Annotated in this window: 18 protein-coding genes, 22 tRNA genes, 3 rRNA genes and 4 pseudogenes; 10 read left to right on the forward strand and 37 right to left on the reverse strand. The window is 40.7% G+C overall.

Going from position 1 to position 25,620, the window contains the following annotated elements:
- Positions 1 to 263: 263 nt before the first annotated feature.
- The 26 genes and pseudogenes from QRY57_RS23955 to QRY57_RS24080 form a co-directional block, all read right to left on the reverse strand.
- Positions 264 to 470: pseudogene (locus QRY57_RS23955) on the reverse strand (hypothetical protein); the annotation flags it as partial.
- 591 nt (positions 471 to 1,061) lie between these two features.
- A tRNA-Glu gene (locus QRY57_RS23960) sits at positions 1,062 to 1,133 on the reverse strand.
- 6 nt (positions 1,134 to 1,139) lie between these two features.
- Positions 1,140 to 1,230, reverse strand: a tRNA-Ser gene (locus QRY57_RS23965).
- Positions 1,231 to 1,238: 8 nt separating this feature from the next.
- Positions 1,239 to 1,313, reverse strand: a tRNA-Asn gene (locus QRY57_RS23970).
- 4 nt (positions 1,314 to 1,317) lie between these two features.
- Positions 1,318 to 1,394: transfer RNA gene (locus tag QRY57_RS23975), tRNA-Ile, on the reverse strand.
- Positions 1,395 to 1,404: 10 nt separating this feature from the next.
- Positions 1,405 to 1,475, reverse strand: a tRNA-Gly gene (locus QRY57_RS23980).
- A gap of 18 nt (positions 1,476 to 1,493) precedes the next feature.
- Positions 1,494 to 1,569: transfer RNA gene (locus QRY57_RS23985), tRNA-Lys, on the reverse strand.
- A 10-nt stretch (positions 1,570 to 1,579) separates the two neighbouring features.
- Positions 1,580 to 1,655 (reverse strand) — tRNA-Thr (locus QRY57_RS23990).
- A 14-nt stretch (positions 1,656 to 1,669) separates the two neighbouring features.
- Positions 1,670 to 1,745 (reverse strand) — tRNA-Phe (locus tag QRY57_RS23995).
- 9 nt (positions 1,746 to 1,754) lie between these two features.
- Positions 1,755 to 1,830, reverse strand: a tRNA-Asp gene (locus tag QRY57_RS24000).
- Positions 1,831 to 1,833: 3 nt separating this feature from the next.
- Positions 1,834 to 1,910: transfer RNA gene (locus tag QRY57_RS24005), tRNA-Met, on the reverse strand.
- Between the two features lie 27 nt (positions 1,911 to 1,937).
- Positions 1,938 to 2,030, reverse strand: a tRNA-Ser gene (locus QRY57_RS24010).
- Positions 2,031 to 2,047: 17 nt separating this feature from the next.
- Positions 2,048 to 2,124: transfer RNA gene (locus tag QRY57_RS24015), tRNA-Ile, on the reverse strand.
- 4 nt (positions 2,125 to 2,128) lie between these two features.
- A tRNA-Met gene (locus QRY57_RS24020) sits at positions 2,129 to 2,205 on the reverse strand.
- Positions 2,206 to 2,221: 16 nt separating this feature from the next.
- Positions 2,222 to 2,294 (reverse strand) — tRNA-Ala (locus tag QRY57_RS24025).
- Positions 2,295 to 2,306: 12 nt separating this feature from the next.
- A tRNA-Pro gene (locus tag QRY57_RS24030) sits at positions 2,307 to 2,380 on the reverse strand.
- 10 nt (positions 2,381 to 2,390) lie between these two features.
- A tRNA-Arg gene (locus QRY57_RS24035) sits at positions 2,391 to 2,464 on the reverse strand.
- 3 nt (positions 2,465 to 2,467) lie between these two features.
- A tRNA-Leu gene (locus tag QRY57_RS24040) sits at positions 2,468 to 2,556 on the reverse strand.
- Between the two features lie 16 nt (positions 2,557 to 2,572).
- Positions 2,573 to 2,647, reverse strand: a tRNA-Gly gene (locus QRY57_RS24045).
- A gap of 30 nt (positions 2,648 to 2,677) precedes the next feature.
- Positions 2,678 to 2,758: transfer RNA gene (locus tag QRY57_RS24050), tRNA-Leu, on the reverse strand.
- Between the two features lie 25 nt (positions 2,759 to 2,783).
- Positions 2,784 to 2,859: transfer RNA gene (locus QRY57_RS24055), tRNA-His, on the reverse strand.
- Between the two features lie 9 nt (positions 2,860 to 2,868).
- Positions 2,869 to 2,944: transfer RNA gene (locus tag QRY57_RS24060), tRNA-Thr, on the reverse strand.
- A 3-nt stretch (positions 2,945 to 2,947) separates the two neighbouring features.
- Positions 2,948 to 3,023: transfer RNA gene (locus QRY57_RS24065), tRNA-Val, on the reverse strand.
- A gap of 4 nt (positions 3,024 to 3,027) precedes the next feature.
- A 5S ribosomal RNA gene (gene rrf / locus QRY57_RS24070) occupies positions 3,028 to 3,143 on the reverse strand.
- A 102-nt stretch (positions 3,144 to 3,245) separates the two neighbouring features.
- A 23S ribosomal RNA gene (locus tag QRY57_RS24075) occupies positions 3,246 to 6,166 on the reverse strand.
- A 145-nt stretch (positions 6,167 to 6,311) separates the two neighbouring features.
- A 16S ribosomal RNA gene (locus QRY57_RS24080) occupies positions 6,312 to 7,862 on the reverse strand.
- Together the 16S, 23S and 5S rRNA genes with 22 tRNA genes alongside form the textbook arrangement of a ribosomal RNA operon.
- Before the next feature lie 481 nt (positions 7,863 to 8,343).
- Here QRY57_RS24080 and QRY57_RS24085 point away from each other — a divergent pair.
- Positions 8,344 to 9,024 (forward strand): MgtC/SapB family protein, encoded by a 681-nt coding sequence (locus tag QRY57_RS24085; RefSeq protein ID WP_026594265.1) that lies wholly within the window; start codon positions 8,344 to 8,346, stop codon positions 9,022 to 9,024.
- A 103-nt stretch (positions 9,025 to 9,127) separates the two neighbouring features.
- Entirely contained in the window at positions 9,128 to 10,126 is a 999-nt protein-coding gene (locus QRY57_RS24090) for a potassium channel family protein (RefSeq protein WP_286016301.1), read from the forward strand.
- On the opposite strand, the gene QRY57_RS24095 is transcribed toward QRY57_RS24090, so the two are convergent.
- Together QRY57_RS24095 and QRY57_RS24100 are read right to left on the reverse strand one after the other, a co-directional pair.
- On the reverse strand, positions 10,113 to 10,523 hold the full coding sequence (locus QRY57_RS24095; RefSeq protein WP_286016302.1) for a YugN-like family protein: 411 nt from the start codon (positions 10,521 to 10,523) through the stop codon (positions 10,113 to 10,115). The genes QRY57_RS24090 and QRY57_RS24095 overlap by 14 nt on opposite strands.
- Before the next feature lie 189 nt (positions 10,524 to 10,712).
- Positions 10,713 to 12,065, reverse strand: a complete 1,353-nt coding sequence (locus tag QRY57_RS24100) for a glucose-6-phosphate isomerase (RefSeq protein ID WP_286016303.1) — start codon at positions 12,063 to 12,065, stop codon at positions 10,713 to 10,715.
- 355 nt (positions 12,066 to 12,420) lie between these two features.
- On the opposite strand from QRY57_RS24100, the gene QRY57_RS24105 reads away from it, so the two are divergent.
- Positions 12,421 to 12,654 (forward strand): DUF378 domain-containing protein, encoded by a 234-nt coding sequence (locus QRY57_RS24105; RefSeq protein WP_026594261.1) that lies wholly within the window; start codon positions 12,421 to 12,423, stop codon positions 12,652 to 12,654.
- A gap of 114 nt (positions 12,655 to 12,768) precedes the next feature.
- Here the strand turns inward: QRY57_RS24105 and yugI are convergent, their stop codons facing one another.
- Entirely contained in the window at positions 12,769 to 13,113 is a 345-nt protein-coding gene (yugI, locus tag QRY57_RS24110) for a S1 domain-containing post-transcriptional regulator GSP13 (RefSeq protein ID WP_026594260.1), read from the reverse strand.
- 340 nt (positions 13,114 to 13,453) lie between these two features.
- Positions 13,454 to 13,641: pseudogene (locus tag QRY57_RS24115) on the reverse strand (Lrp/AsnC family transcriptional regulator); the annotation flags it as partial.
- Positions 13,642 to 13,883: 242 nt separating this feature from the next.
- Here QRY57_RS24115 and QRY57_RS24120 point away from each other — a divergent pair.
- Entirely contained in the window at positions 13,884 to 14,846 is a 963-nt protein-coding gene (locus QRY57_RS24120; protein ID WP_286016304.1) for a 2-hydroxyacid dehydrogenase, read from the forward strand.
- A 96-nt stretch (positions 14,847 to 14,942) separates the two neighbouring features.
- On the forward strand, positions 14,943 to 15,782 hold the full coding sequence (locus QRY57_RS24125) for an alpha/beta fold hydrolase (RefSeq protein ID WP_286016305.1): 840 nt from the start codon (positions 14,943 to 14,945) through the stop codon (positions 15,780 to 15,782).
- A 99-nt stretch (positions 15,783 to 15,881) separates the two neighbouring features.
- Here QRY57_RS24125 and QRY57_RS24130 read toward each other — a convergent pair whose 3' ends face one another.
- A complete protein-coding gene (locus QRY57_RS24130) occupies positions 15,882 to 16,133 on the reverse strand; it encodes a DUF1871 family protein (protein ID WP_026594257.1) in 252 nt (83 codons plus the stop codon).
- A 117-nt stretch (positions 16,134 to 16,250) separates the two neighbouring features.
- Here QRY57_RS24130 and QRY57_RS24135 point away from each other — a divergent pair, with 117 nt between their 5' ends.
- Positions 16,251 to 17,402 carry a MalY/PatB family protein gene (locus QRY57_RS24135; RefSeq protein WP_286016306.1) on the forward strand — a complete coding sequence of 384 codons (1,152 nt, stop codon included), beginning with the start codon at positions 16,251 to 16,253 and terminating at the stop codon, positions 17,400 to 17,402.
- A gap of 36 nt (positions 17,403 to 17,438) precedes the next feature.
- Here the strand turns inward: QRY57_RS24135 and QRY57_RS24140 are convergent, their stop codons facing one another.
- The 3 genes and pseudogenes from QRY57_RS24140 to QRY57_RS24150 form a co-directional block, all read right to left on the reverse strand.
- Entirely contained in the window at positions 17,439 to 17,981 is a 543-nt protein-coding gene (locus QRY57_RS24140) for a superoxide dismutase family protein (protein WP_286016307.1), read from the reverse strand.
- 69 nt (positions 17,982 to 18,050) lie between these two features.
- A complete protein-coding gene (locus QRY57_RS24145; protein ID WP_170833691.1) occupies positions 18,051 to 18,227 on the reverse strand; it encodes a hypothetical protein in 177 nt (58 codons plus the stop codon).
- Positions 18,228 to 18,254: 27 nt separating this feature from the next.
- Positions 18,255 to 18,338, reverse strand: a pseudogene (locus tag QRY57_RS24150) (DJ-1/PfpI family protein); the annotation flags it as partial.
- A 153-nt stretch (positions 18,339 to 18,491) separates the two neighbouring features.
- Between QRY57_RS24150 and kapB the strand changes: the two are divergent.
- Positions 18,492 to 18,875 carry a kinase-associated lipoprotein KapB gene (gene kapB, locus QRY57_RS24155; protein ID WP_026594254.1) on the forward strand — a complete coding sequence of 128 codons (384 nt, stop codon included), beginning with the start codon at positions 18,492 to 18,494 and terminating at the stop codon, positions 18,873 to 18,875.
- 41 nt (positions 18,876 to 18,916) lie between these two features.
- On the opposite strand, the gene kapD is transcribed toward kapB, so the two are convergent.
- Positions 18,917 to 19,540 carry a 3'-5' exonuclease KapD gene (gene kapD / locus QRY57_RS24160; RefSeq protein WP_026594253.1) on the reverse strand — a complete coding sequence of 208 codons (624 nt, stop codon included), beginning with the start codon at positions 19,538 to 19,540 and terminating at the stop codon, positions 18,917 to 18,919.
- Positions 19,541 to 19,819: 279 nt separating this feature from the next.
- On the opposite strand from kapD, the gene QRY57_RS24165 reads away from it, so the two are divergent.
- Positions 19,820 to 21,145, forward strand: a complete 1,326-nt coding sequence (locus QRY57_RS24165) for an ArsB/NhaD family transporter (protein ID WP_026594252.1) — start codon at positions 19,820 to 19,822, stop codon at positions 21,143 to 21,145.
- Between the two features lie 263 nt (positions 21,146 to 21,408).
- Here the strand turns inward: QRY57_RS24165 and QRY57_RS24170 are convergent, their stop codons facing one another.
- The gene (locus QRY57_RS24170; RefSeq protein ID WP_286016308.1) at positions 21,409 to 21,870 is read right to left on the reverse strand and encodes a hypothetical protein; all 462 of its coding nucleotides are present in this window, start codon (positions 21,868 to 21,870) and stop codon (positions 21,409 to 21,411) included.
- Between the two features lie 98 nt (positions 21,871 to 21,968).
- Here QRY57_RS24170 and QRY57_RS24175 point away from each other — a divergent pair.
- Together QRY57_RS24175 and QRY57_RS24180 are read left to right on the forward strand one after the other, a co-directional pair.
- A pseudogene (locus QRY57_RS24175) lies at positions 21,969 to 22,705 on the forward strand (DNA alkylation repair protein).
- Between the two features lie 485 nt (positions 22,706 to 23,190).
- Positions 23,191 to 24,567, forward strand: coding sequence for a glycine--tRNA ligase (locus QRY57_RS24180; protein WP_090693861.1), 1,377 nt, complete (start codon positions 23,191 to 23,193; stop codon positions 24,565 to 24,567).
- Positions 24,568 to 25,177: 610 nt separating this feature from the next.
- On the opposite strand, the gene QRY57_RS24185 is transcribed toward QRY57_RS24180, so the two are convergent.
- On the reverse strand, positions 25,178 to 25,555 hold the full coding sequence (locus QRY57_RS24185; protein ID WP_090693865.1) for a hotdog fold thioesterase: 378 nt from the start codon (positions 25,553 to 25,555) through the stop codon (positions 25,178 to 25,180).
- Between the last annotated feature and the right edge of the window lie 65 nt (positions 25,556 to 25,620).

Raw genomic sequence — 25,620 nt, forward strand, 5'->3', positions numbered from 1 at the left:
TCCATTCTATAGCGTGTCTCAATATAAAAATATATGATTTGTTATAATGAAAAGATTATCTTTCTGCTACGGAAGGCTTGTATAATTATCTCTTCCATTTTTTCATATTCCATCGCTCTCTCCTTTCTATTAGTCAGACGCTCAAAGCATAAAAAAGTATACTAAAAAACAGACGTATCAAAGTCTGTTTTTTTCCTGAATAACTATCCACTTAAATAAGAATGAAACAAAATATTTGAATTTCATGCAGGCTTGCTTTCTCTTTACGAGTCTTTGATACTCCCGTTATTTTGTTCCGAATGAAATATGTTATTTTCACTTGTAGCAACAATCTTTACCTTGTATGGCAGTTTGTTAATCCCAATATACATAACCGGATTCTTATCTTTTCCCTTACCCTTTTCAGGATTTAAATCAATAACGGACGTATCTTTTTCATCTTTCACTTCTTTTACCGTAATTTTATCATTTTAGTGCCTTTCACTACCACTGGTCATCTATTTCTAGAAGGATTGAACATTCTCTTTTTTAATGCTATTTTGTCTAAAAACAAGTGAAAAAGCATTATAACTTGTTTTTTAGCGTTCATATTTGTCTTATTCATTATGCCAAAACAAATTCACTTGCTTCGCTCTTCTTAATTCAGCGTGTAATGAAACAGAAATATTATATATAATTTAGGAAAGTGGAAAGAGGTGATATTATGGAGGATAACATGCGGGAAAGCAGAAAAATAGCTACGCCCATTCTTTGGACTATTTCTTTACTTGTCGCTACACTATTAGTTTTTGTAACCACACGATTATATCCAAATACCAATTTACAGATTAGCATTGTTTTATTCTCTATCATAGACATTGGATTTATAGTCGCTTTGATTTTGGGAATTAAGACAAAAAACGCTAGTATAATGATCTTCAGTGTTATATCTAATGGCATATTTTTTATACTACTATCCATTTTTATTTTTTTACTATTAGTTGCTAATGGTATTTCAGAACCGTAACAAAATCATTGATAAATAAAAAAAGAGATAGCAGATTATGCTATCTCTTTAAGTATGACCCGTACGGGATTCGAACCCGTGTTACCGCCGTGAAAGGGCGGTGTCTTAACCACTTGACCAACGGGCCAATTTCTGGCAGAGAAGAAGGGATTCGAACCCTCGCACCGCGTTAGCGATCTACTCCCTTAGCAGGGGAGCCCCTTGAGCCACTTGGGTACTTCTCTATATTATATGGCTCCGCAGGTAGGACTCGAACCTACGACCGATCGGTTAACAGCCGATAGCTCTACCACTGAGCTACTGCGGAATAATGGTGGGCCTAAATGGACTCGAACCATCGACCTCACGCTTATCAGGCGTGCGCTCTAACCAGCTGAGCTATAGGCCCCCAATAGAAAAGCGGGTGAAGAGAATCGAACTCTCGACCAGAGCTTGGAAGGCTCTTGTTTTACCACTAAACTACACCCGCATAAAATTATAAAATAAATGGTGAGCCATGAAGGACTCGAACCTTCGACCCTCTGATTAAAAGTCAGATGCTCTACCAACTGAGCTAATGGCTCATTTTGAAAGTGGTGCCGGCTAGAGGACTTGAACCCCCAACCTACTGATTACAAGTCAGTTGCTCTACCAATTGAGCTAAGCCGGCTTGTGATTTCAAAATGGTGGCTCGGGACGGAATCGAACCGCCGACACGAGGATTTTCAGTCCTCTGCTCTACCGACTGAGCTACCGAGCCAGAAATAAATGGCGGTCCCGACCGGGGTCGAACCGGCGATCTCCTGCGTGACAGGCAGGCATGTTAACCACTACACCACGGGACCATTTGGTTGCGGGGACAGGATTTGAACCTGCGACCTTCGGGTTATGAGCCCGACGAGCTACCAGACTGCTCCACCCCGCGACGATATCATATTCTTTTTTGAAAAAATGGAGGAGGTAGAGGGATTCGAACCCCCGCGCGACTCTCGCCGCCTGTCGGTTTTCAAGACCGATCCCTTCAGCCAGACTTGGGTATACCTCCAGAGTATTTACTTTAAATGGTGGACCTTGTAGGACTCGAACCTACGACCGGACGGTTATGAGCCGTCTGCTCTAACCAGCTGAGCTAAAGGTCCTTTATGGTAGCGGCGGAGGGGATCGAACCCCCGACCTCACGGGTATGAACCGTACGCTCTAGCCAGCTGAGCTACACCGCCATAATAAAGTTATAAGTGGAGCCTAGCGGGATCGAACCGCTGACCTCCTGCGTGCAAGGCAGGCGCTCTCCCAGCTGAGCTAAGGCCCCATGTTTAAAATATCGGGAAGACAGGATTTGAACCTGCGACCCCCTGGTCCCAAACCAGGTGCTCTACCAAGCTGAGCCACTTCCCGTTAATAAAAGCGCGCCCGAGAGGACTCGAACCCCTAACCTTTTGATCCGTAGTCAAACGCTCTATCCAATTGAGCTACGGGCGCATATGGTGCCGAGGGCGGGGGTCGAACCCGCACGGTGGTCACCCACCGCAGGATTTTAAGTCCTGTGCGTCTGCCTGTTCCGCCACCCCGGCATGTCATATTGAAAATTGGAGCGGAAGACGGGATTCGAACCCGCGACCCCAACCTTGGCAAGGTTGTATTCTACCACTGAACTACTTCCGCAAGACATGTTATGAGATATTTTATTAAAAGTGCGGGTGAAGGGAGTCGAACCCCCACGCCAAAGGCGCCAGATCCTAAGTCTGGTGCGTCTGCCAATTCCGCCACACCCGCATATTATATTTGCTTTTTAAAAAAATGGGGCGACTGATGGGAATCGAACCCACGAATGCCGGAGCCACAATCCGGTGCGTTAACCACTTCGCCACAACCGCCATAGTTACTGGTGCCGGCTAGAGGACTTGAACCCCCAACCTACTGATTACAAGTCAGTTGCTCTACCAATTGAGCTAAGCCGGCATATGGTGGAGGATGACGGGATCGAACCGCCGACCCCCTGCTTGTAAGGCAGGTGCTCTCCCAGCTGAGCTAATCCTCCATTTGCCTGGCAACGTCCTACTCTCACAGGGGCAAGGCCCCAACTACCATCGGCGCTAGAGAGCTTAACTTCCGTGTTCGGTATGGGAACGGGTGTGACCTCTCTGCCATCATTACCAGACTTTATTCATTTGAGACAATCATTATTATACTTGATTCATTTAAAATGTCAACAAGTTTTTTTATGTTCTCTCAAAACTAGATAACGTTTGCTTCATATTATATGGTTAAGTCCTCGATCTATTAGTATTCGTCAGCTCCACATGTCACCATGCTTCCACCTCGAACCTATCAACCTGATCATCTTTCAGGGATCTTACTAGCTTACGCTATGGGAAATCTCATCTTGAGGGGGGCTTCATGCTTAGATGCTTTCAGCACTTATCCCTTCCGCACATAGCTACCCAGCTATGCCCTTGGCAGAACAACTGGTACACCAGCGGTGCGTCCATCCCGGTCCTCTCGTACTAAGGACAGCTCCTCTCAAATTTCCTACGCCCACGACGGATAGGGACCGAACTGTCTCACGACGTTCTGAACCCAGCTCGCGTACCGCTTTAATGGGCGAACAGCCCAACCCTTGGGACCGACTACAGCCCCAGGATGCGATGAGCCGACATCGAGGTGCCAAACCTCCCCGTCGATGTGGACTCTTGGGGGAGATAAGCCTGTTATCCCCGGGGTAGCTTTTATCCGTTGAGCGATGGCCCTTCCATGCGGAACCACCGGATCACTAAGCCCGACTTTCGTCCCTGCTCGACTTGTAGGTCTCGCAGTCAAGCTCCCTTATGCCTTTGCACTCTACGAATGATTTCCAACCATTCTGAGGGAACCTTTGGGCGCCTCCGTTACACTTTAGGAGGCGACCGCCCCAGTCAAACTGCCCACCTGACACTGTCTCCCGGGTCGATAAGACCCGTAGGTTAGAATTTCAATACAGCCAGGGCGGTATCCCACCAGCGCCTCCACCGAAGCTAGCGCTCCGGCTTCAAAGGCTCCCGCCTATCCTGTACAAGCTGTACCAAAATTCAATATCAGGCTACAGTAAAGCTCCACGGGGTCTTTCCGTCCTGTCGCGGGTAACCTGCATCTTCACAGGTACTATAATTTCACCGAGTCTCTGGTTGAGACAGTGCCCAAATCGTTACACCTTTCGTGCGGGTCGGAACTTACCCGACAAGGAATTTCGCTACCTTAGGACCGTTATAGTTACGGCCGCCGTTTACTGGGGCTTCAGTTCAGAGCTTCGCTTGCGCTAACCCCTCTCCTTAACCTTCCAGCACCGGGCAGGTGTCAGCCCCTATACTTCGCCTTACGGCTTCGCAGAGACCTGTGTTTTTGCTAAACAGTCGCTTGGGCCTATTCACTGCGGCTTTCCGTTAAGAAAGCACCCCTTCTCCCGAAGTTACGGGGTCATTTTGCCGAGTTCCTTAACCAGAGTTCTCTCGCTCACCTTAGGATTCTCTCCTCGCCTACCTGTGTCGGTTTGCGGTACAGGCACCTTTTATCTCGCTAGAAGCTTTTCTTGGCAGCGGGGAATCAAAGACTTCGCTCCATAAGGAGCTTCCCCATCACAGCTCAGCCTTCACGATAAGCGGATTTGCCTACTTATCAGCCTAACTGCTTGGACGTGCACAACCAATCGCACGCTTCTTCTATCCTTCTGCGTCCCTCCATTGCTCAAACGATAAAGAGGTGGTACAGGAATATCAACCTGTTGTCCATCGCCTACGCCTGTCGGCCTCGGCTTAGGTCCTGACTAACCCTGAGCGGACGAGCCTTCCTCAGGAAACCTTAGGCATTCGGTGGACGGGATTCTCACCCGTCTTTCGCTACTCATACCGGCATTCTCACTTCTAAGCACTCCACCAGTCCTTCCGGTCTGACTTCACTGTCCTTAGAACGCTCCCCTACCACTGATACGTAAGTATCAATCCGCAGCTTCGGTGGTGTATTTAGCCCCGGTACATTTTCGGCGCAGAGTCACTCGACTAGTGAGCTATTACGCACTCTTTAAATGGTGGCTGCTTCTAAGCCAACATCCTAGTTGTCTAAGCAACTCCACATCCTTTTCCACTTAATACACACTTTGGGACCTTAGCTGGCGGTCTGGGCTGTTTCCCTTTTGACTACGGATCTTATCACTCGCAGTCTGACTCCCAAGGATAAGTCATTGGCATTCGGAGTTTGACTGAATTCGGTAATCCGATGAGGACCCCTAGTCCAATCAGTGCTCTACCTCCAAGACTCTAACACTTGAGGCTAGCCCTAAAGCTATTTCGGGGAGAACCAGCTATCTCCAGGTTCGATTGGAATTTCTCCGCTACCCACACCTCATCCCCGCACTTTTCAACGTGCGTGGGTTCGGGCCTCCATTCAGTGTTACCTGAACTTCACCCTGGACATGGGTAGATCACCTGGTTTCGGGTCTACGACCACGTACTAAACGCCCTATTCAGACTCGCTTTCGCTACGGCTCCGCCTCTTCAGCTTAACCTCGCACGGGATCGTAACTCGCCGGTTCATTCTACAAAAGGCACGCCATCACCCGTTAACGGGCTCTGACTATTTGTAGGCACACGGTTTCAGGATCTCTTTCACTCCCCTTCCGGGGTGCTTTTCACCTTTCCCTCACGGTACTGGTTCACTATCGATCACTAGGGAGTATTTAGCCTTGGGAGATGGTCCTCCCGGATTCCGACGGAATTTCACGTGTTCCGCCGTACTCAGGATACATTCAAGAGAGAACGAAGTTTCGACTACGGGGTTGTTACCCTCTGTGACGAGCCTTTCCAGACTGCTTCGTCTACCTCGTTCCTTTGTAACTCCGTATAGAATGTCCTACAACCCCAAGAGGCAAGCCTCTTGGTTTGGGCTAGATTCCGTTTCGCTCGCCGCTACTCAGGAAATCGCATTTGCTTTCTCTTCCTCCAGGTACTTAGATGTTTCAGTTCCCTGGGTCTGTCTTCCTTACCCTATGTATTCAGATAAGGATACCATACCATTACGTATGGTGGGTTTCCCCATTCGGAAATCTTCGGATCAAAGCTTACTTACAGCTCCCCGAAGCATATCGGCGTTAGTCCCGTCCTTCATCGACTCCTAGTGTCAAGGCATCCACCGTGCGCCCTTTCTAACTTAACCAAACTAAAATTAAAAAATATGAGCTACACTGTTATCTAGTTTTCAAAGAACATACATTTATTTCTGAGAGATAGTTCTCTCAAAACTGAACAAAACGAAACACGGAAACTTATATTGATGAACAGCGTTCATCAATTCTCCATAGAAAGGAGGTGATCCAGCCGCACCTTCCGATACGGCTACCTTGTTACGACTTCACCCCAATCATCTGTCCCACCTTAGGCGGCTGGCTCCAAAAGGTTACCCCACCGACTTCGGGTGTTACAAACTCTCGTGGTGTGACGGGCGGTGTGTACAAGGCCCGGGAACGTATTCACCGCGGCATGCTGATCCGCGATTACTAGCGATTCCAGCTTCATGTAGGCGAGTTGCAGCCTACAATCCGAACTGAGAACGGTTTTATGAGATTAGCTCCACCTCGCGGTCTTGCAGCTCTTTGTACCGTCCATTGTAGCACGTGTGTAGCCCAGGTCATAAGGGGCATGATGATTTGACGTCATCCCCACCTTCCTCCGGTTTGTCACCGGCAGTCACCTTAGAGTGCCCAACTTAATGATGGCAACTAAGATCAAGGGTTGCGCTCGTTGCGGGACTTAACCCAACATCTCACGACACGAGCTGACGACAACCATGCACCACCTGTCACTCTGCCCCCGAAGGGGAAGCCCTATCTCTAGGGTTGTCAGAGGATGTCAAGACCTGGTAAGGTTCTTCGCGTTGCTTCGAATTAAACCACATGCTCCACCGCTTGTGCGGGCCCCCGTCAATTCCTTTGAGTTTCAGCCTTGCGGCCGTACTCCCCAGGCGGAGTGCTTAATGCGTTAACTTCAGCACTAAAGGGCGGAAACCCTCTAACACTTAGCACTCATCGTTTACGGCGTGGACTACCAGGGTATCTAATCCTGTTTGCTCCCCACGCTTTCGCGCCTCAGTGTCAGTTACAGACCAGAAAGTCGCCTTCGCCACTGGTGTTCCTCCATATCTCTACGCATTTCACCGCTACACATGGAATTCCACTTTCCTCTTCTGCACTCAAGTCTCCCAGTTTCCAATGACCCTCCACGGTTGAGCCGTGGGCTTTCACATCAGACTTAAGAAACCACCTGCGCGCGCTTTACGCCCAATAATTCCGGATAACGCTTGCCACCTACGTATTACCGCGGCTGCTGGCACGTAGTTAGCCGTGGCTTTCTGGTTAGGTACCGTCAAGGTGCCAGCTTATTCAACTAGCACTTGTTCTTCCCTAACAACAGAGTTTTACGACCCGAAAGCCTTCATCACTCACGCGGCGTTGCTCCGTCAGACTTTCGTCCATTGCGGAAGATTCCCTACTGCTGCCTCCCGTAGGAGTCTGGGCCGTGTCTCAGTCCCAGTGTGGCCGATCACCCTCTCAGGTCGGCTACGCATCGTTGCCTTGGTGAGCCGTTACCTCACCAACTAGCTAATGCGACGCGGGTCCATCCATAAGTGACAGCCGAAGCCGCCTTTCAATTTCGCACCATGCGGTGCAAAATGTTATCCGGTATTAGCCCCGGTTTCCCGGAGTTATCCCAGTCTTATGGGCAGGTTACCCACGTGTTACTCACCCGTCCGCCGCTAACTTCATAAGAGCAAGCTCTTAATCAGTTCGCTCGACTTGCATGTATTAGGCACGCCGCCAGCGTTCATCCTGAGCCAGGATCAAACTCTCCAATAAAGTTAGTTTGTCTAGCATCTAAAATAAAAATTGACGTTTCACGTTGTTTGTTTCGTTCAGTTTTCAAAGAACTTGTTCGCCGCTCATTTGCGACTCCCTTATGTTAACACCTTCGTTTTTCGATGTCAACAAAGTTTTTTATTTCTTTTTTTCGCTTTCTGCTGTCTCGCATCAGCGACGGTTATTAATATAGCATGTAGAAAAATGAAATGCAACACCCTTTTAAAACTTTTTTATAAAAAATAGCCAAGTTTCTTTATTTACGCCATATACTTAAATAAAATGCCTTTTTATTCCCCACTTCATTCATATCTTTTTTACCATAATCGGCTTCATTACTATCTATCATTCTTTACAAAAAGAATTTCATTGTGCAGGAAGTACCATACCCGCTGATGGAAATTTCATTTATTAAGAAAAACGTTTCTTCTTAACGTTATCATTGCCTTTACAGTAAACCCACTTACAAGGAGGAGTACATATGGACTATACCGATTTATTAATCAAACTAGGTCTCTCTGCTATTTTAGGATTTGCTATCGGTTTAGAACGCGAATTAAAAAGAAAACCACTTGGTTTAAAAACTTGCTTAGTCATTTCAATTATTAGCTGTCTCCTTACTATTGTCTCTATTAAATCTGCCTATAACTTACCTCATACAGATCATATCAACATGGACCCTCTTCGCCTTGCAGCTCAAATTGTTTCAGGAATTGGTTTTCTAGGCGCTGGTGTCATTTTAAGAAGAGGAAACGACAGTATCGCGGGCTTAACTACTGCCGCTATGATTTGGGGAGCATCAGGCATTGGGATTGCTGTGGGAGCTGGTTTTTATCTTGAAGCAATTTTCGGCATGTGTTTTCTTATGATTAGCGTCGAACTCATTCCATTAACAATGAAGATTTTAGGTCCTAGGTCACTCAGGCAGCGAGATATCGCTGTCAAACTTGTTGTAAGTAATATGAACAATATACCTATTGTTATTGAAGAAATAAAAGCGATGGATATAAAAGTTAAAAATATGAAACTCAAAACATTAGAAAACGGATCGCACTTTTTACAACTAAAACTGTCTGTTGATCAAAAAAGACATACAGCTGACGTCTATTATGCGTTGCAACATTTAGAAAGTGTACAACAAACAGAAGTTGAAAGTATATAGCGTTTCTGATGAACCACTAAAAAACTCTCTTACAAAATAGAGAGTTTTTCTTTTTTTCATAATGGTAACAATGTAGCTATACAAGGTGAGGAGGAATATAAATTTGAAATCACGCACTAATCTAGTAGATGTATTTCGTGACTCCATTATTTTCCGCTTAATTAGCTTCATTATCATACTAATTACTGTTTTTGGTCTTCTCATATATAAATTTGAACCCACTTATTTTTCTACATGGTTTGATGGAATCTGGTGGGCACTTGTTACAACTTTTACTGTCGGTTACGGCGATTACGTCCCGCACACACCTATAGGAAAACTTACAGGCATGCTTCTCATTTTATTAGGAACAGGTTTCTGCTCCTATTATATGGTGTTATTCGCCACCGAAATGATTAGTAAGCAGTATATGAAAATTAAAGGTGAAGAAGCAGCTTCCTGCCATGGACATATGATAATTGTCGGCTGGAATGAACGTGCCAAACAAGTCGTAAGCCAAATGCATGTACTAGAACCGAAGCTTGATATCGTACTCATCGATGAAACCCTTTCTTTGCTTCCGAAATCTTTCCATCACTTAGAGTTTATTAAAGGCTGTCCACATCATGATCAAACTTTACTAAAAGCAAATGTTCGAACAGCCCAAACTATTTTAATCACGGCAGATAAAGAGAAAAATGAAAACTTAGCTGACACACAATCTATTTTAAACATTTTAACCGCTAAAGGACTGAATCCAAATATCCACTGTATCGCTGAAATACTCACTTCTGAACAAGTTCAAAATGCGAGTAGAGCGGGGGCAACAGAAATTATAGAAGGAAATAAATTAACAAGCTACGTCTTTACTGCATCTCTTTTATTCCCTTCCATTTCAGGTGTATTATTTACACTTTATAATGAAATCTCGGAAAATAAATTACAACTGATGAATGCTCCTACAGTTTATATCGGAAAAACTTTCGAAGCTTGCAGTGGCCTGCTTTTAAAACAAGACGTCCTATTGCTAGGTGTGCAGCGGGATGAACAATATCACATCAATCCCGTCCGCTCCTTCATTATTATTGAAAGCGACATATTTATCGTAATTAAACATGAATAAGATGCTTTTCCAGCTCTTTTACTAAAGCTTTTCCGATATCAATGTATTTTCTTTTTATATTTCCATCTGCATCTTGTGGCTCTGCGAATTGATCTACTCCACTTACTCCAGCTGCTAATGTATTTACTTGATCATCCAGTTCGTCTTGATATACATGCGAAAGAAGATACGGCGTGCCAAGGCGAACTACTACTCCAGGCACATCTAGCTCTCCTTCCGTTGCTGTAAATGGTACTCTTAAAAATTGATATCCCTCTTCCTCATCTATTTTATAATCAAAGCACCCTTTGTCGTAACCCCAATTGCCACCAATGCTATAACCAAGCGGTTTTAATGTTTCTTCTAATTTAAAAAGGGCATATGTATGACCTTCTAAATTTGATTGAATTGGAATCAAGCTATTCATCCTTCCTAAACTTTTCCCTTAGCATACCCGATTCTTCTTTGTTCTTGCATGATATATCAGTGATTCGACAAGCCCCATCCCGATTTTTCCAATAAAAAAAACTGTGGGGATTATCCCAACAGCTTTTTTCGCTTTTTTATCCAGCTACAATGGCTAGAGTGGTCGGTGGCTTCGCTTTTCTTATTTCAAACGCTCTTCTAATTCTGCTTTTAGTTCTTCGAATCCTGGTTTTCCAAGAAGAGCAAACATGTTTTTCTTGTATGCTTCTACACCTGGTTGGTCAAATGGATTTACGCCTAATAAGTAGCCGCTCATCGCACACGCTTTTTCGAAGAAGTATACAAGGTAACCGAATGTGTACTCATTTAATTCTGGAATGTTTACGATTAAGTTTGGTACACCGCCATCGCTATGTGCAAGTAATGTACCTTCGTATGCTTTTGTGTTTACGAAGTCTACTGTTTCACCAGCAAGGTAGTTTAAACCATCTAAATCGTTCTCGTCTAATTCGATTTTTAGTTCATGTGTAGCTTTCCCTACTTTCAGAACTGTTTCAAATAGATCGCGACGTCCTTCTTGAATGTATTGACCTAATGAATGTAAGTCAGTTGAGAAGTTTGCTGAAGATGGGAAAATACCTTTTTGGTCTTTCCCTTCACTTTCACCAAATAACTGTTTCCACCACTCAGCAAAGTATTGAAGCGCCGGCTCGTAGTTAACAAGCATTTCAATTGTTTTACCTTTGTTATATAAAGCATTACGCACAACTGCATATTGGTAAGCAGGATTTTCTTCCAGCTCAGATTTCGCAAAGTCATCGTGCCCAGCAGCTGCACCTTGCATCATCTCTTCAATATTTAAACCACTCACTGCAATTGGTAATAAACCAACTGGTGTTAATACAGAGAAACGACCGCCAACATCATCTGGAATTACAAATGTTTCGTATCCTTCTTCATCAGCTAATGTTTTTAAAGCACCACGCGCTTTATCAGTTGTTGCATAAATACGTTTACGTGCTTCTTCTTTTCCATATTTCTCTTCTAATAATTTACGGAAAATGCGGAATGCAATTGCAGGTTCTGTTGTTGTACCTGATTTAGAAATAACGTTAATGGAGAAATCTTTACCTTCTAATACATCCATTAAATCTTTCATGTAAGTGGAGCTAATGTTTTGCCCAACAAATAGCACTTGTGGAGTTTTGCGTTGTTCTTTAGAAAGTATATTGTAGAAAGAATGATTTAACATTTCAATTGCTGCGCGTGCTCCTAAGTAAGAACCACCAATACCTACAACAAGTAAAATGTCAGAGTCACTTTTAATTTTCTCAGCACATTTTTGAATGCGAGCAAATTCTTCTTTGTCGTATTGAAGTGGAAGCTCTACCCACCCAAGGAAATCGTTCCCAGCCCCAGTTTGTTCATGGATTGCATGGTGCGATACTTTTACTGCATCACGTAAATAAGTTAGTTCACGTTCACTGATGAACGATAACGCTTTAGAATAATCGAACGTTACATGTGTGCTCATCTTTTTCCCTCCAATTATGTATATGTACTTCTGTATTCACTTTAGCGAAACTGAAGTTGTAAATCAAGCAATTGAAGAATTGTAAACGTAACCAATATTTATTTTTTAAAAAAAGTTCATTTTTCGCATAAAAATTCGTATTCCTTAGTATGGATGTATACACATCCTATAATGAAAATTTTTTATGTATAAAAACAACAAAGGAGAGTCATTCTATAAGAGAGTTAAGTTGTATAATGCGTACTCCCATTTTCGGATTTCGCTTTATACCCACCAATTTCATATAGGTGGATTCTTATTACTCGCGAATACTAAAGGCTTGCTTATGCTTCAAATTTAAGGAGGACTATTCAAGATGAGTACTTTACAACGTATTGCATTAGTATTCACTATCATCGGTGCCGTCAACTGGGGACTTATTGGATTCTTTCAATTTGATTTAGTAGCAGCTATCTTCGGTGGGCAAGGTTCCGCACTTGCACGAATCATTTACGGTATTGTTGGTATTTCTGGGCTTATTAACCTTGGTTTATTGTTTAAACCATCCGAAAACCTTGGAACACACCCAGAAACACGCGAAGTTCGATAATAAAACATGGCTCCGCACTTCCCATCCGACATACGAATATGATTGCATGCAATCATATTTGCTAATATATATCATAACAAAATAAAAGAGGATCGCTGATTTAGCGATCCTCTTTTATTTTGTTAACTGTGATTCTTCAATCCACTCTGTTAACTTTTCGCGAAGCGTATTGAACCCTTTATCAGATGGTTTGGGTACGATAATTCTTCCTTGCTTTCGCTTTGCTGCTTTTAACGATAAACTCATTTTTTTGTGTTCTTCATCAATTGAAAGTACTTTTACTTCTACCATATCTCCGACCTTTAAAAAGTCATGAATATCCTTTACATATCCATTTGTAATTTCAGATATATGTACAAGTCCTTGCGTTTCGGCGTCCAATGCTACAAACGCACCGTAATCTTGAATTCCAGTCACTTTCCCTTTCACAACCACTCCTGTTGTGTATTGTTCTGACATATGAAACACTCCTATACGCTTACCATTTTCCCTGCTATTTGCAGGTAGCAAGACATCCACCGAGAAAACCGAAAAGATCAGTAGATGCAACTATTCATAAATATCCGATTAGTGAAAGCTCATTCTCAGTAAAAAGATAAATCTCCCTCGCTGAGAAAAGTTTCACTTTATATTAGTAAATTATACCACTAGCTCTCGTTTCATTCAAAATTCATGAAAAACTTTCCTCAAGTAAGTATAATTTTCAAATATTGGGATAGAATACTAACACATGGCTTTCTAGTATTCCCCCCCTTTTATGGACAAAACATATTCTGTTTTGTCCTTTTTTTATTTTCTACAAACCTCTATGTCCTTTTACTTTTTTCCAATCTATATGTGTAACATAGTGAACAATAATTTTTTCTCTCTCTAACTTCTCCACCATTTCTTTTACTCCTTCTATTTCTACATTTAACATTTTCGCTAAAGTTTCTACGGATAAACGACTGTCTTTTCAAGACAAGCTAATAATTCTAATTTTTTCAGTCATCATATTCTTCCTCCTTCCTTTTATATTTGAAAAGAAGATTTTTTTAGAGAATTATGTAAAAATAGAGTGAAACTTTAATCAGTAGAAATTTTCTTCATCTATCGCTGATTATTAACCATCACCAATTGTGCTTTAACGGATAGCCTGTTTTCACCTTTCTTCTTCACTGCTCTCTAACTATTTAGGTGTGGATTTTACGGCTCGTTAAAGCGGGGAAAAAGAAAAAGGGGCTGAAACCGTGAAACCAAAAGTATATATTGCTGAACGCGTTCCAAAGTCTGTAGAAACATATATCTCTGAGCATTGTGAATATGAAAAATGGGATAGTAATGAGAAGATACCTCGTGAAGTTCTATTAGAAAAAGTAAAAGATAAGCATGGTTTACTTAACTTTGGTGCAAAAATTGATGAGGAATTATTGCAAGCAGCTCCCCAACTAAAAGTTGTGAGCAATATTTCTGTTGGCTATGATAATTTTGATTTAGAAGCGATGCGGGGCAAAAATGTGATTGGTACGAATACCCCATATGTATTAGATGATACAGTAGCCGACCTTGTTTTCGCTCTTATGTTATCAGCGGGACGCCGCGTATGTGAGCTTGATTCTTATGTAAAAGATGGTAATTGGAATTCCGAAATTACAAAGGAGCATTTCGGAATGGATGTACATCATAGTACAATTGGAATTATTGGCATGGGCCGAATTGGAGAGGCTGTTGCTAAACGTGCCAAATTCGGGTTTGATATGAATGTTCTTTACTATAATCGTCGCCGTAAAGAAGACACTGAACAAAAATTCGAAGCGACGTACTGTGATTTAAACACATTACTAGCGCAATCAGATTTCATTGTTCTTCTAACCCCTTTAACAGAGGAAACATACCATCTTATCGGCGAGAAGGAATTTTCATTAATGAAAGAAACAGCTATTTTCATTAATGCTTCCCGCGGGAAAACAGTCGATGAAAATGCATTAATTGATGCACTGAAACAAAAGAAAATCTTTGCAGCTGGCATTGATACGTTCACACAAGAACCAGTGGAAAAAGATAATCCGTTATTATCGTTAACAAACGTCGTTACGCTGCCGCACATCGGATCTGCGACATTAAAAACGAGACACAAAATGGCAATGACAGCTGCCGAAAATCTAGTTGCTGGATTACAAGGAAAGACACCTCCAAATATTGTACGTGGATAAAAAAGGCAAGATGGCCCTCCATCTTGCCTTTTTTTACCAACATAAACTTTTTTCTACTAGGAAATAATATGAAAAAAATCAATGGAGTGAAAAAAAATGAACCATGAGACAAAACATCCTTACTTCACTTTTTCCACTCGCGGCACTACCGTTCATTACGAGTTGTATGAATACCAAAGTAAAGAGGATAGGCCAACTTTCGTACTCGTTCACGGTTTTTTATCGTCCTCATTTAGTTACCGACGACTCATCCCACTGCTTGCAAAAGAAGGAACTGTTGTAGCTCTTGATTTACCGCCATTTGGAAAAAGTGATAAGTCAAATCACTTTACATATTCCTATCATAATCTAGCAACTATAATTATCGATTTAGTGGAACATTTAGCATTGCAAAATATTGTGCTAGTTGGGCATTCAATGGGCGGACAAATCTCACTCTATGTCAATCATATACGCCCTGATTTAATTACAAAAACAATCTTACTATGTAGCTCAAGCTACTTAACAAGGGCAAAGTTCCCGCTCATCTATTCTTCCTATTTACCGTTCTTCCATTTATACGTAAAAAATTGGATTATACGAAGAGGTATTGTTCATAATTTAATGAATGTCGTTTATGATCACTCTTTAATTGATGATGAAATGATGGAAGGCTACTCTGCTCCTTTTTATGATAACCGTATTTTCCCAGCTTTAACTCGAATGATCCGGGACCGAGAAGGTGATTTATCTTCAGCTGAATTACGTAAAATTGAAACGCCTACCTTGCTTATTTGGGGTGAAAAAGACCGTGTTGTTCCCGTTCATGTTGGGCAACGGTTACACGAAGACTTACCAAACTCTACATTTATTTCATACGAAAATGCTGGACACTTATTGCCAGAAGAGAAGCCACAGCATGTATACGAAGAAATCGTGGCATTTTCAGCACAGTAACATCCATATATCGGCGGCTTCAACTACTATATCAATCATTCCACGATATACAACATCAAAATTACTACAAAAGCAAAGGCTGTCGGAACACCCGACAGCCTACAATGAACAACTTCCACCTTCTTTTAATATGAGTAATTCCTCTGCTAATTTCTCACATTTCTCAATAGATGGTACTTCTTCAAAAGACATGAAATAAATATGCTGGATTTTTTTCGCAATATACTTCGGATCGTCAAACGCACTTACCACGTACACAACATCACTTGCTTCTGTTTCATAAAATTCCGGTCCCATTTGAAAAGGATCCCAATTCTTCACCATTTCCACCATCTTTTCATATGCGCCCATCTACTTCCCGCCTTTTCCTATTTTTCACTCTTTTCTTTATCGTATCATATCAGCTATGCTAGAAGAAGTGAGGAACTTTCACAAAACCATCGATTCAAGTAAAGGGAGGCAAATAATATGCAGCAATTTCATAAAACTGTAAATCGCCGGGGAACTCATAGCGTAAAGTGGGATACATATAAGAATGAAGAACTGTTACATGCATGGATTGCAGATATGGATTTTCCTATTCCAAAGCCAATTCAATCTGCAATGAAAAAACGCCTTGAACATCCTATTTTCGGTTATACAATGCCACCAGAAGAAATCACAGATACGATTTGTCAGTGGGCAAAAAGTCAATACAATTGGGATATAAAAAAAGAATGGATTGTATTTAGTTCAGGAATCGTCCCTGCTCTCAGCACTAGTGTACAAGCTTTCACAACTGAAAATGATGCCGTACTGGTGCAACCACCGATTTATCCTCCATTCTTTGATATGGTCACAAAAAATAACCGTCTTGTATGCGAAAGTCCATTACTCTTGCAGGACGGCGTATACACAATGGATTTTGAACATTTGGAATCACAATTCAAACAGGGTGTGAAACTTATGCTCCTTTGTAGTCCACACAACCCTGTCGGTCGCGTTTGGACAAAGGAAGAACTTACAAAACTTGGAGCATTATGTGAACAACATAATGTAACCGTTGTCACGGATGAAATCCATGCAGACATTATTTTCTCAAATCATACCCATACACCATTTGCTTCCTTATCTGAATCATTAGCGGCACGTACAATCACTTGCATGGCACCAAGCAAAACGTTCAACATTGCAGGACTGCAGGCATCTATTATTATTATTCCTGACAAAAACCTTCGCGATGCCTTTACATCTGTACAATACCGCCAAGGTTTTCATGGGTTAAATACATTGGCTTATGTAGCAATGCAAAGTGCCTATACAGAATGCAACGAATGGTTAGCAGACATCCGTTTATATATAGAAGAAAATGCCCGGTTCGCTCGTGAATTTATCAAGCAGCATATTCCTATACTTTCTATCATTCAATCAGAAGGTACTTTTTTACTATGGGTTGACTGTTCTCGCCTTGATTTGTCTGAAAAAGAAAGAACAAAACAACTTGAAGAAAAAGGGAAGATCATCGTTGAACCTGGTGAAAAATACGGAACAGGCGGAGAACAATATATTCGTATTAACATCGGATGTCCAAGAAGACAACTTGAAGAGATACTGCACAGACTCCAGTATACATTTTCATAGTTAACTGAAAGAAGCTATCCTTTCAAAAGGTAGCTTCTACTTTTTCTTAGCGGCTGATGCTTTTTCTACAATAACCCCACAAGCAATTCGGTTCCCTGAATTTCCAGCAGGTTGTGTCATACCATCATCTGCGTTTTCAGTAATAATAATCGTTGCCCCATCTTTTCGATGAAGCGTCGTTTTCCCTTCTTCAAGCGATATATTAGGTGCTTCAATATCCGCCTTAATCGTACCTTTATCATCAGCAATTACATTCGGCAAATCGCCATTCTCTGCTCCCTTTGGATTCATAAGTCCATGTTTCTTTTTCTTATCTGGATTAAAATGATCACCTGCTGATATAAAACGAGGTGCTTTACATTCCCCAATGTCATGAATATGTAATCCATGTGCTCCTGGCGTAAATCCCTCTGCCTTAATGGAGATTTTCACGCCATTTGTTTTTTGAACCACCTTTGCGGTTCCAACTTTATCACCAGAAGCATTATATAACTTTACATCTATTTCTTTCGGTTTCCCTTTATCACAACCTGCCATAAGAAACAGCAAACAAAACCCAAATAAAAGCTGCTTTTTCATCACAATTCCCTCCAAAATACATTCTGCCCTTAGATTGTCCGAGCATAGAGGGAAACATACAAAAGCGAATTAGTGTTTCTTTTCCGCTAACAACTTTTGTTCTACTTTCTGCAAACGTTCTGCCTCTCTCTTCGATACACGAATAAACATACGCCAAGTTGCAATTGCACCGACTATAAATAAAACACAAACAATCCCTGGAATAATATATTCTGTTTTATCTTCTGGAAAATATAAAGGCATCATAAAGATCACACTCCTTTGTTTTTTCTACACTCTTACTCTATTCAGTAAATCCCTGAGCAAAAATACATCTATATCTGTGAATTCATCGAAGCAAACGATGTACACTTTCATCCTTTTTATTCATCAGAATTTTCTGTTATATCTTTTCAAATTATAACATCTCTCTAATCACACGCGCACCTAACTTCTCAAAATCATTCTCTGGCAGATGATTTCTTTGACTCCATCCCACTCTTTCCTTACTATAAAATTGAGGTGAAAAATATGAGCGAAACATTCCAAATTGGTGATATCGTTACTGGCATCTATAAAACAGGAAAATATATCGGTGAAATTACAAACAGCCGTCCTGGAAGCTACGTTGTGAGAGTATTAGCTGTTTTAAAACATCCTACGCAAGGTGATTTACATAATGTAAAGCAAGCTGATGTACCATTTTTCCATGAAAGACGTGCTTTAGCTTTTCGCGAACAAACAAATATTCCGCAACCAATGGTAAAAAAATATGAAGGGAATATCCCGGATTATAAAGAATCTCTGAAAATAGCATTAGACTCACAAGTGAATGCATTTCAAGAAGACGACTCTCCTTTTGCAAAGCGTAGTTTGCAGGTACTAAAGCAATTAAAACAAGATTACAAGCTATAAAAAAACAAAGCGACCAAATTACACAGTTTGTAATTTGGTCGCTATTGTGTACTCACTTTCTTTAACACCTTTGAAAAATCAATAAGCTCACCTAAAGTCGGTGGAGATGGTTTTACTAAATATTCTTTGTCCTTTTCAACCAGCTTAAAAATATTATAGGTCGTCATCGCATCATCAAGTGCACAGTGATGCTTCCCTGTTCCTACTTTCCCATACGCTTCAATCGCTTTCCATAGTCCAGTTTGATTCCGCTCTCCAAAGAAACGTTTATACTCGAGCGATAAGTCTCTGCACTGCCCTGAAAAAGGAAACTCGACACCTACAGCCTCACAATTATGCTTCAGTACTTTCATATCCATATTGCCCCACGTTACAATTGTTGTTTGACAGCGTTTTTCATATTGCACAAGCTTCTCGACAAGTTCCAAAAAGGAAATCCCTCTGTCTACTGCTTCTTGATTAATTCCTAAAAATTTTTTACACCGATCTGTTAAACTTGGAAAAGCTTCTGGTCTTACATAAGATGAATACGTATTTTCCACTATACAATCAACAACCGATACGAGTCCTACCTCAATAATCTCTGGAAAAAAACCCTTTGGTTTTTTCCTATTTTGTGGCATTGTGAACTCAAAATCTAAAAACAAAAATTGTTGTTCACCCATACAATCCCTTCCTTATCATTCTATCTACTTTATCCTCCTACACGAACAGGCTCGAATGCTATTCCATAAGATACATTCAGATTTGGATGTATCTTATGTATATGTCAAATAACCGCAAATATTTTCAAAAACAAGAAAAATTAACCGAAACAGAAAATAGGACAAAGCAAACCCTTCCATTTACATCCGACATTTTTCTACTTTATAATGGCTTTAAGTGTGTTTGTTCCATACATTTATGACACACTAAGAAAAGTTACCCGAAAGGAGATGGAATTTTTGCACGAAACAACGCAAGAAATTGCAAACTGGCAATATTACTTTGCAATCGCAGTCTTTCTAATTACATATGCCATTATTATTTCAGAAAAACTTAACCGTGCTGTTATCGCACTTCTCGGTGCTGCACTTATGGTGATCTTTGGAGTCGTTGACCTGCACACTGCTTTTACAAAACATATTGAGTGGGGAACTATCACACTACTGATTGGCATGATGATTTTAGTAAACATTACGAGTAAATCAGGTGTATTCCAATATGTCGCAATTAAAGCCGCTAAACAAGCACAAGGAAATCCAATTAAAATCTTAATTTCTCTTTCTTTGCTTACCGCGCTTGGCTCCGCATTTCTAGATAACGTAACAACTGTACTTCTTGTTGTTCCAGTTACTTTATCTATTACGCGTATTTTACAAGTAAATCCTGTCCCATATTTACTTTCCGAAATTATTTTTTCAAATATTGGAGGGACCGCGACATTAATTGGTGACCCACCAAACATTATGATTGGTTCTGCGAATAAACATCTAGATTTTAATGCTTTCTTATTTAACTTAGCTCCAATCGTAATTATCATTATTGCTGTTACCGCTACAATGATTTACTTTATGTATCGCAAGCAGCTAATTGCTGATCCTGTACAAATAAAAAAATTAATGAGTTTAGATGAAAAGAAATACATTAAAGATGCTGTGTTAATGAAAAAATCTTTGACAGTACTTGGTCTTACAATTCTAGGGTTCATGACTCATTCTATTTTCCACATTGATGCAGCAGTAATTGCATTAACGGGTGCTACTGTACTTATGCTAATCGGTGTAAAAGAGCATGAAATTGAAGACATATTCGCTCACGTAGAGTGGGTTACAATTTTCTTCTTTGCTGGTCTATTCGTACTCGTTGGTGGACTTATTGATATTGGACTCATCAAAACATTAGCACAAAAAGTAATTGGTTTAACAGGTGGCGATATCTCCTACGCATCTATCCTTATTTTATGGGTATCCGGTATTGCATCCGCAACAATTGATAACATTCCGTTCGTTGCAACAATGATTCCACTCATTAACGATATGGCAGTCGGTCTTGGCCTATCACCTTCCGATGTGCAAATCGATGTACTATGGTGGTCATTGGCACTCGGAGCTTGTCTAGGCGGAAACGGTACATTAATCGGTGCTTCTGCTAACGTAATCGTAGCAGGAATCGCAAGCCGTGAAGGACACCGATTTAGCTACATGGAGTTCCTAAAATTCGGTTTTCCAATTATGATTGTGTCACTTATCATTTCTCATATCTACATTTATCTGCGTTACTTAATGTAGTCATAAAAAGCGACAGTGGCTCGTTCAGAATGTGAGGGGGATGGAGCTTCTGACATTGAGGCGCTCTTTGCCTCGGCGGAAGAAGCGAAGCCACCGAACATTCTTGCTACTGGAGCTAGATTCATTAAAAAGCAAAAGTGGCTCGTTTAAAGATAAAAGGCTATCGCACGCAGCGATAGCCTTTCATTTTTATAATATACCAATTCTTTCTTCCCATATATCGATCTTCCAACAATACTCAACACGATTATCCCCAGTAAACCCTAATATTTCGTCGGCTCATTTCGAATCAAAAACAAGTGAATCGGAAGAAAAATAGAACATGTTATCACATGAATAATTGTAAATAAAACTGCGTTCGTTCCATATCGCTCTAAAATGGCATATATCAAATAAATCGACAGAACAAGTGATACCCCTGTTGCTAGCACATTTAAAATCGGAACAAAGCTCAAAATAAAACACAAAACATATATTCCGAATATTTTCCATCCTGCCTCTTCTTTCAAAAAACTAGGTAATTTCTCCTTTGCCAAGTCTCCCCAAACTTTACTATTTAAAAATGGAATAAAAGCAAGAACCCCATCCTCAGCACCATCATTTTTTGCCATTGTATAAAGTGAAAATGCCGTTAATACATACGCAATGATACCCCAAATTACAATAATCAAAATGAAAGTAAAACTAAGAGCAAAAAAACCTGCTAATATACTTTGATCCTCCATCGCTCTCTCTCCTTTCTATTCTTACCATATTTCTTATACCACTTTCGTATCACTTCTTTATATAATATGAAAGAGAAACCTGAAAGGAGAACAGTTTTATGCACCCATTTGTAGAAGCATTACAGCAACAATTTATTGCACATCAAAATCCGGAAAAAGCAGAACCCATGGCTCGTTATATGAAAAACCACTTCTCGTTTTTCGGTATTCAAACACCGGAAAGAAGAAAGCTACTACGTGAAGTCATACAAGTGCATAAGCTCCCAAGCAACGAGGAATTTCAACTCGTCATCCGTGAACTTTGGACTTTGCCCGAACGCGAATTTCAAGCTGCCGCACTCGATCTATTACAAAAATACAACAGGCATCTCGATGAAACTCATATTCCATTCTTAGAGGAGCTTATTACAACGAAGTCATGGTGGGATTCCGTTGATGGCATTGTCCCAACATTCCTAGGAAGTATTTTCTTGAAACATCCAGAAGCTATTCCTACCTATATTCCAAGATGGATTGCTTCAGAAAATATATGGTTACAACGCTCTGCAATCTTATTTCAGCTGAAATATAAAGAGCAAATGGATGAAAAACTTCTCTTCTCAATCATTGGACAACTCAAATCTTCAAAAGAATTTTTTATCCAAAAGGCAATTGGCTGGGTACTTCGTGAATATGCGAAAACAAGCCCAAATGCTGTATGGGAATACGTTCAAAACAATGAACTTGCTCCTTTAAGCAAACGTGAAGCAATTAAACATATTCGCTCTACTATGAGCATCGTTTCCGAATAAAGAATAATAAAACAGGCGAAACTCTATCATATATATCGATTTAAGTCCCTGCCATGAAAACAAAAGAAGTGATACTCTCATTTCCTCCCTTTGTTTTCACTTGGCATGAGGCGAAAAAAGCACTTTCCGCCTCTATCCATCGACGGATACTCTCGTCCATCTAAAAAGAAAGGCTTCTTCCTCTATTGTGATTTAAAAAGGAACATGATAGAATATGGTCATTATTATTAAATATAGTAGCGATGACGGACTTATAAGTACTTGCACAAAAAGCGATTCAGGGATAGTGAAAGCCTGAAAAAGCGAGGAAACGGCAGTCTTGAGCAATACGTGATAAAGTGGATGTGCGTTTATACGCACATCAACTAGGGTGGAACCGCGGGTATATACAAGCTCGTCCCTAGGCAAAAATGCCTAGAGACGAGCTTTTTTGTATTTAAAAGCGCAAGCGGCGTGCTCACGAAATTGCTATCCAACAAGTACACCCTGTCATCGCCAATACGTTAACTTTTAAAAGGAGGATTTTATTATGTATTCAATGGAACAAGTTGTAAACTTAGCGAAACATCGCGGTTTTGTTTTCCCTGGTTCTGAAATTTATGGTGGCCTTGCAAATACTTGGGATTACGGTCCACTTGGTATCGAATTAAAAAATAATGTGAAAAAAGCTTGGTGGAAAAAGTTCATTCAAGAATCTCCATACAACGTTGGCTTAGATGCAGCAATTTTAATGAACCCAAAAACTTGGATAGCTTCTGGTCATGTTGGTAACTTTAACGATCCAATGATCGACTGTAAAAAATGTAAAGCGCGTCACCGTGCTGATAAATTAATTGAAGATGCTTTAGATGCAAAAGGTATCGAAATGATCGTTGATGGTCTTACTTTCGATCAAATGGCTGACTTAATGAAAGAACATGAAGTAAAATGCCCAGATTGCGGCAATCAAGACTTCACAGAAATCCGTCAGTTTAACTTAATGTTTAAAACATTCCAAGGCGTTACTGAATCTAGTACAAACGAAATCTTCCTTCGTCCTGAAACAGCACAAGGTATTTTCGTAAACTTCAAAAACGTACAACGCTCTATGCGTAAAAAACTTCCATTTGGTATTGGTCAAATCGGTAAAAGTTTCCGTAACGAAATCACGCCTGGTAACTTCACATTCCGTACGCGTGAATTCGAACAAATGGAACTTGAATTCTTCTGTAAACCAGGTGAAGAACTAGAATGGTTCACATTCTGGCGTAACACTTGTAAAAACTGGTTACTATCACTTGGTATGAACGAAGAAAGCATGCGTCTTCGTGACCACGGTGAAGAAGAATTATCGCACTACAGTAATGCAACAACTGATATTGAATTCAAATTCCCATTCGGTTGGGGCGAACTTTGGGGCGTTGCATCTCGTACAGACTTCGACTTAAAACGTCACATGGAACACTCTAACGAAGACTTTAACTATATCGATCCACAAACGAATGAACGTTACGTACCATACTGCATCGAGCCATCTCTTGGCGCAGACCGCGTAACATTAGCATTCTTATGTGATGCATACGAAGAAGAGCAACTAGAAAACGACTCTCGTACAGTTCTTCGTTTCCATCCTGCTTTAGCACCATACAAAGCAGCGATCTTACCGCTATCTAAAAAGCTATCTGAAGGCGCTGGAGAAGTGTTCGCAGAACTAGCAAAAGACTTCGTGGTAGACTTTGATGAAACTGGTTCTATCGGTAAACGTTACCGTCGCCAAGACGAAATCGGTACACCATTCTGTATCACATATGACTTCGACTCTGTTGAAGACAAAGCTGTTACAGTACGTGACCGTGACACAATGGAGCAAGTTCGTATGCCAATTAGCGAATTGAAAAGCTTCTTAGAGAAGAAAATTCAGTTTTAATACTGACACTGTTAAATAAGAAACTGGATTGGATTTTTCCTATTCAGTTTCTTATTTTTTAGAGTGTTTACTATGCCATACAGCAAAACTCCTACCACTGATAGAAGTGGTAGGAGTTTTGCTGTATGTTAATAAGGGATAAATAAAGGGGCTTTTACGGAAGGTCTTTCATAAAATTTTCTACAACTTAGACGCATAGAAAAATGTTTTTTATATCTAATTTATTATCGTTTTTTTAGATTTACCTTAACAAAATTAGATTTTATTATTTTTACGTTTTTTTCATTTTGGAAACTCGTTCTCTTTTTTAACTCTCTATCCAATGAACTACAAGACATTGTCGTACATCTTTTCTCCAATAAATGGAGGATATTCCACTCAAAAAAATAAATGAGTTAAAACAATGGTCCCATACTGAGAATAAGCAGGTTATACAAAGAGAGCATTTCAGAAAAGCAAAAGGAACCATCCCATAGTGATGTATGAAGTAGGAAGGACAGCCTTCTTACTTCATACACCACCCTAAAGAAGTTCCTCTCATTTTAATTTAGAAGCGTTCTCTTTTAATAGGGGACGCTTCTAATTGTATGACGATCAATTCGTCTATTCGCTATCTTTTTTCTTTAATAGCAACTGTACATCTTGAAATACAAAGCAGGTCATCATTTTCATCAATAATTCGTACATCCCAAACCATTGTTGTTTCTCCTTTATGGATCGGCGTACCGATTGCTGTTACGATTCCATCACGTTTCGAGCGAATATGATTCGCATTAATTTCAAGTCCAAAACAAATACACTTTTCTTGATCAATTAAATTATACGCTCCTACGCTCGCTACAGTTTCTGCTAATGCAACTGATGCACCACCGTGCAAAAAGCCCAACGGTTGATGTGTGCGTCCATCTACTGGCATAGTTGCTACCACTTTCTCTTCTGTCATTTCTAACAGCTCAATCCCAAGTGCATCCATTAATGTTTTCGGCATACTATTTCTCCCTTTTCCTTGTTTAAAAATGTATAATTTTTCCCATTTATTTTCAAACTATCCAT

Origin of the sequence: Bacillus arachidis (assembly GCF_030285945.1) — a bacterium.
Lineage (GTDB): Bacteria > Bacillota > Bacilli > Bacillales > Bacillaceae_G > Bacillus_A > Bacillus_A arachidis.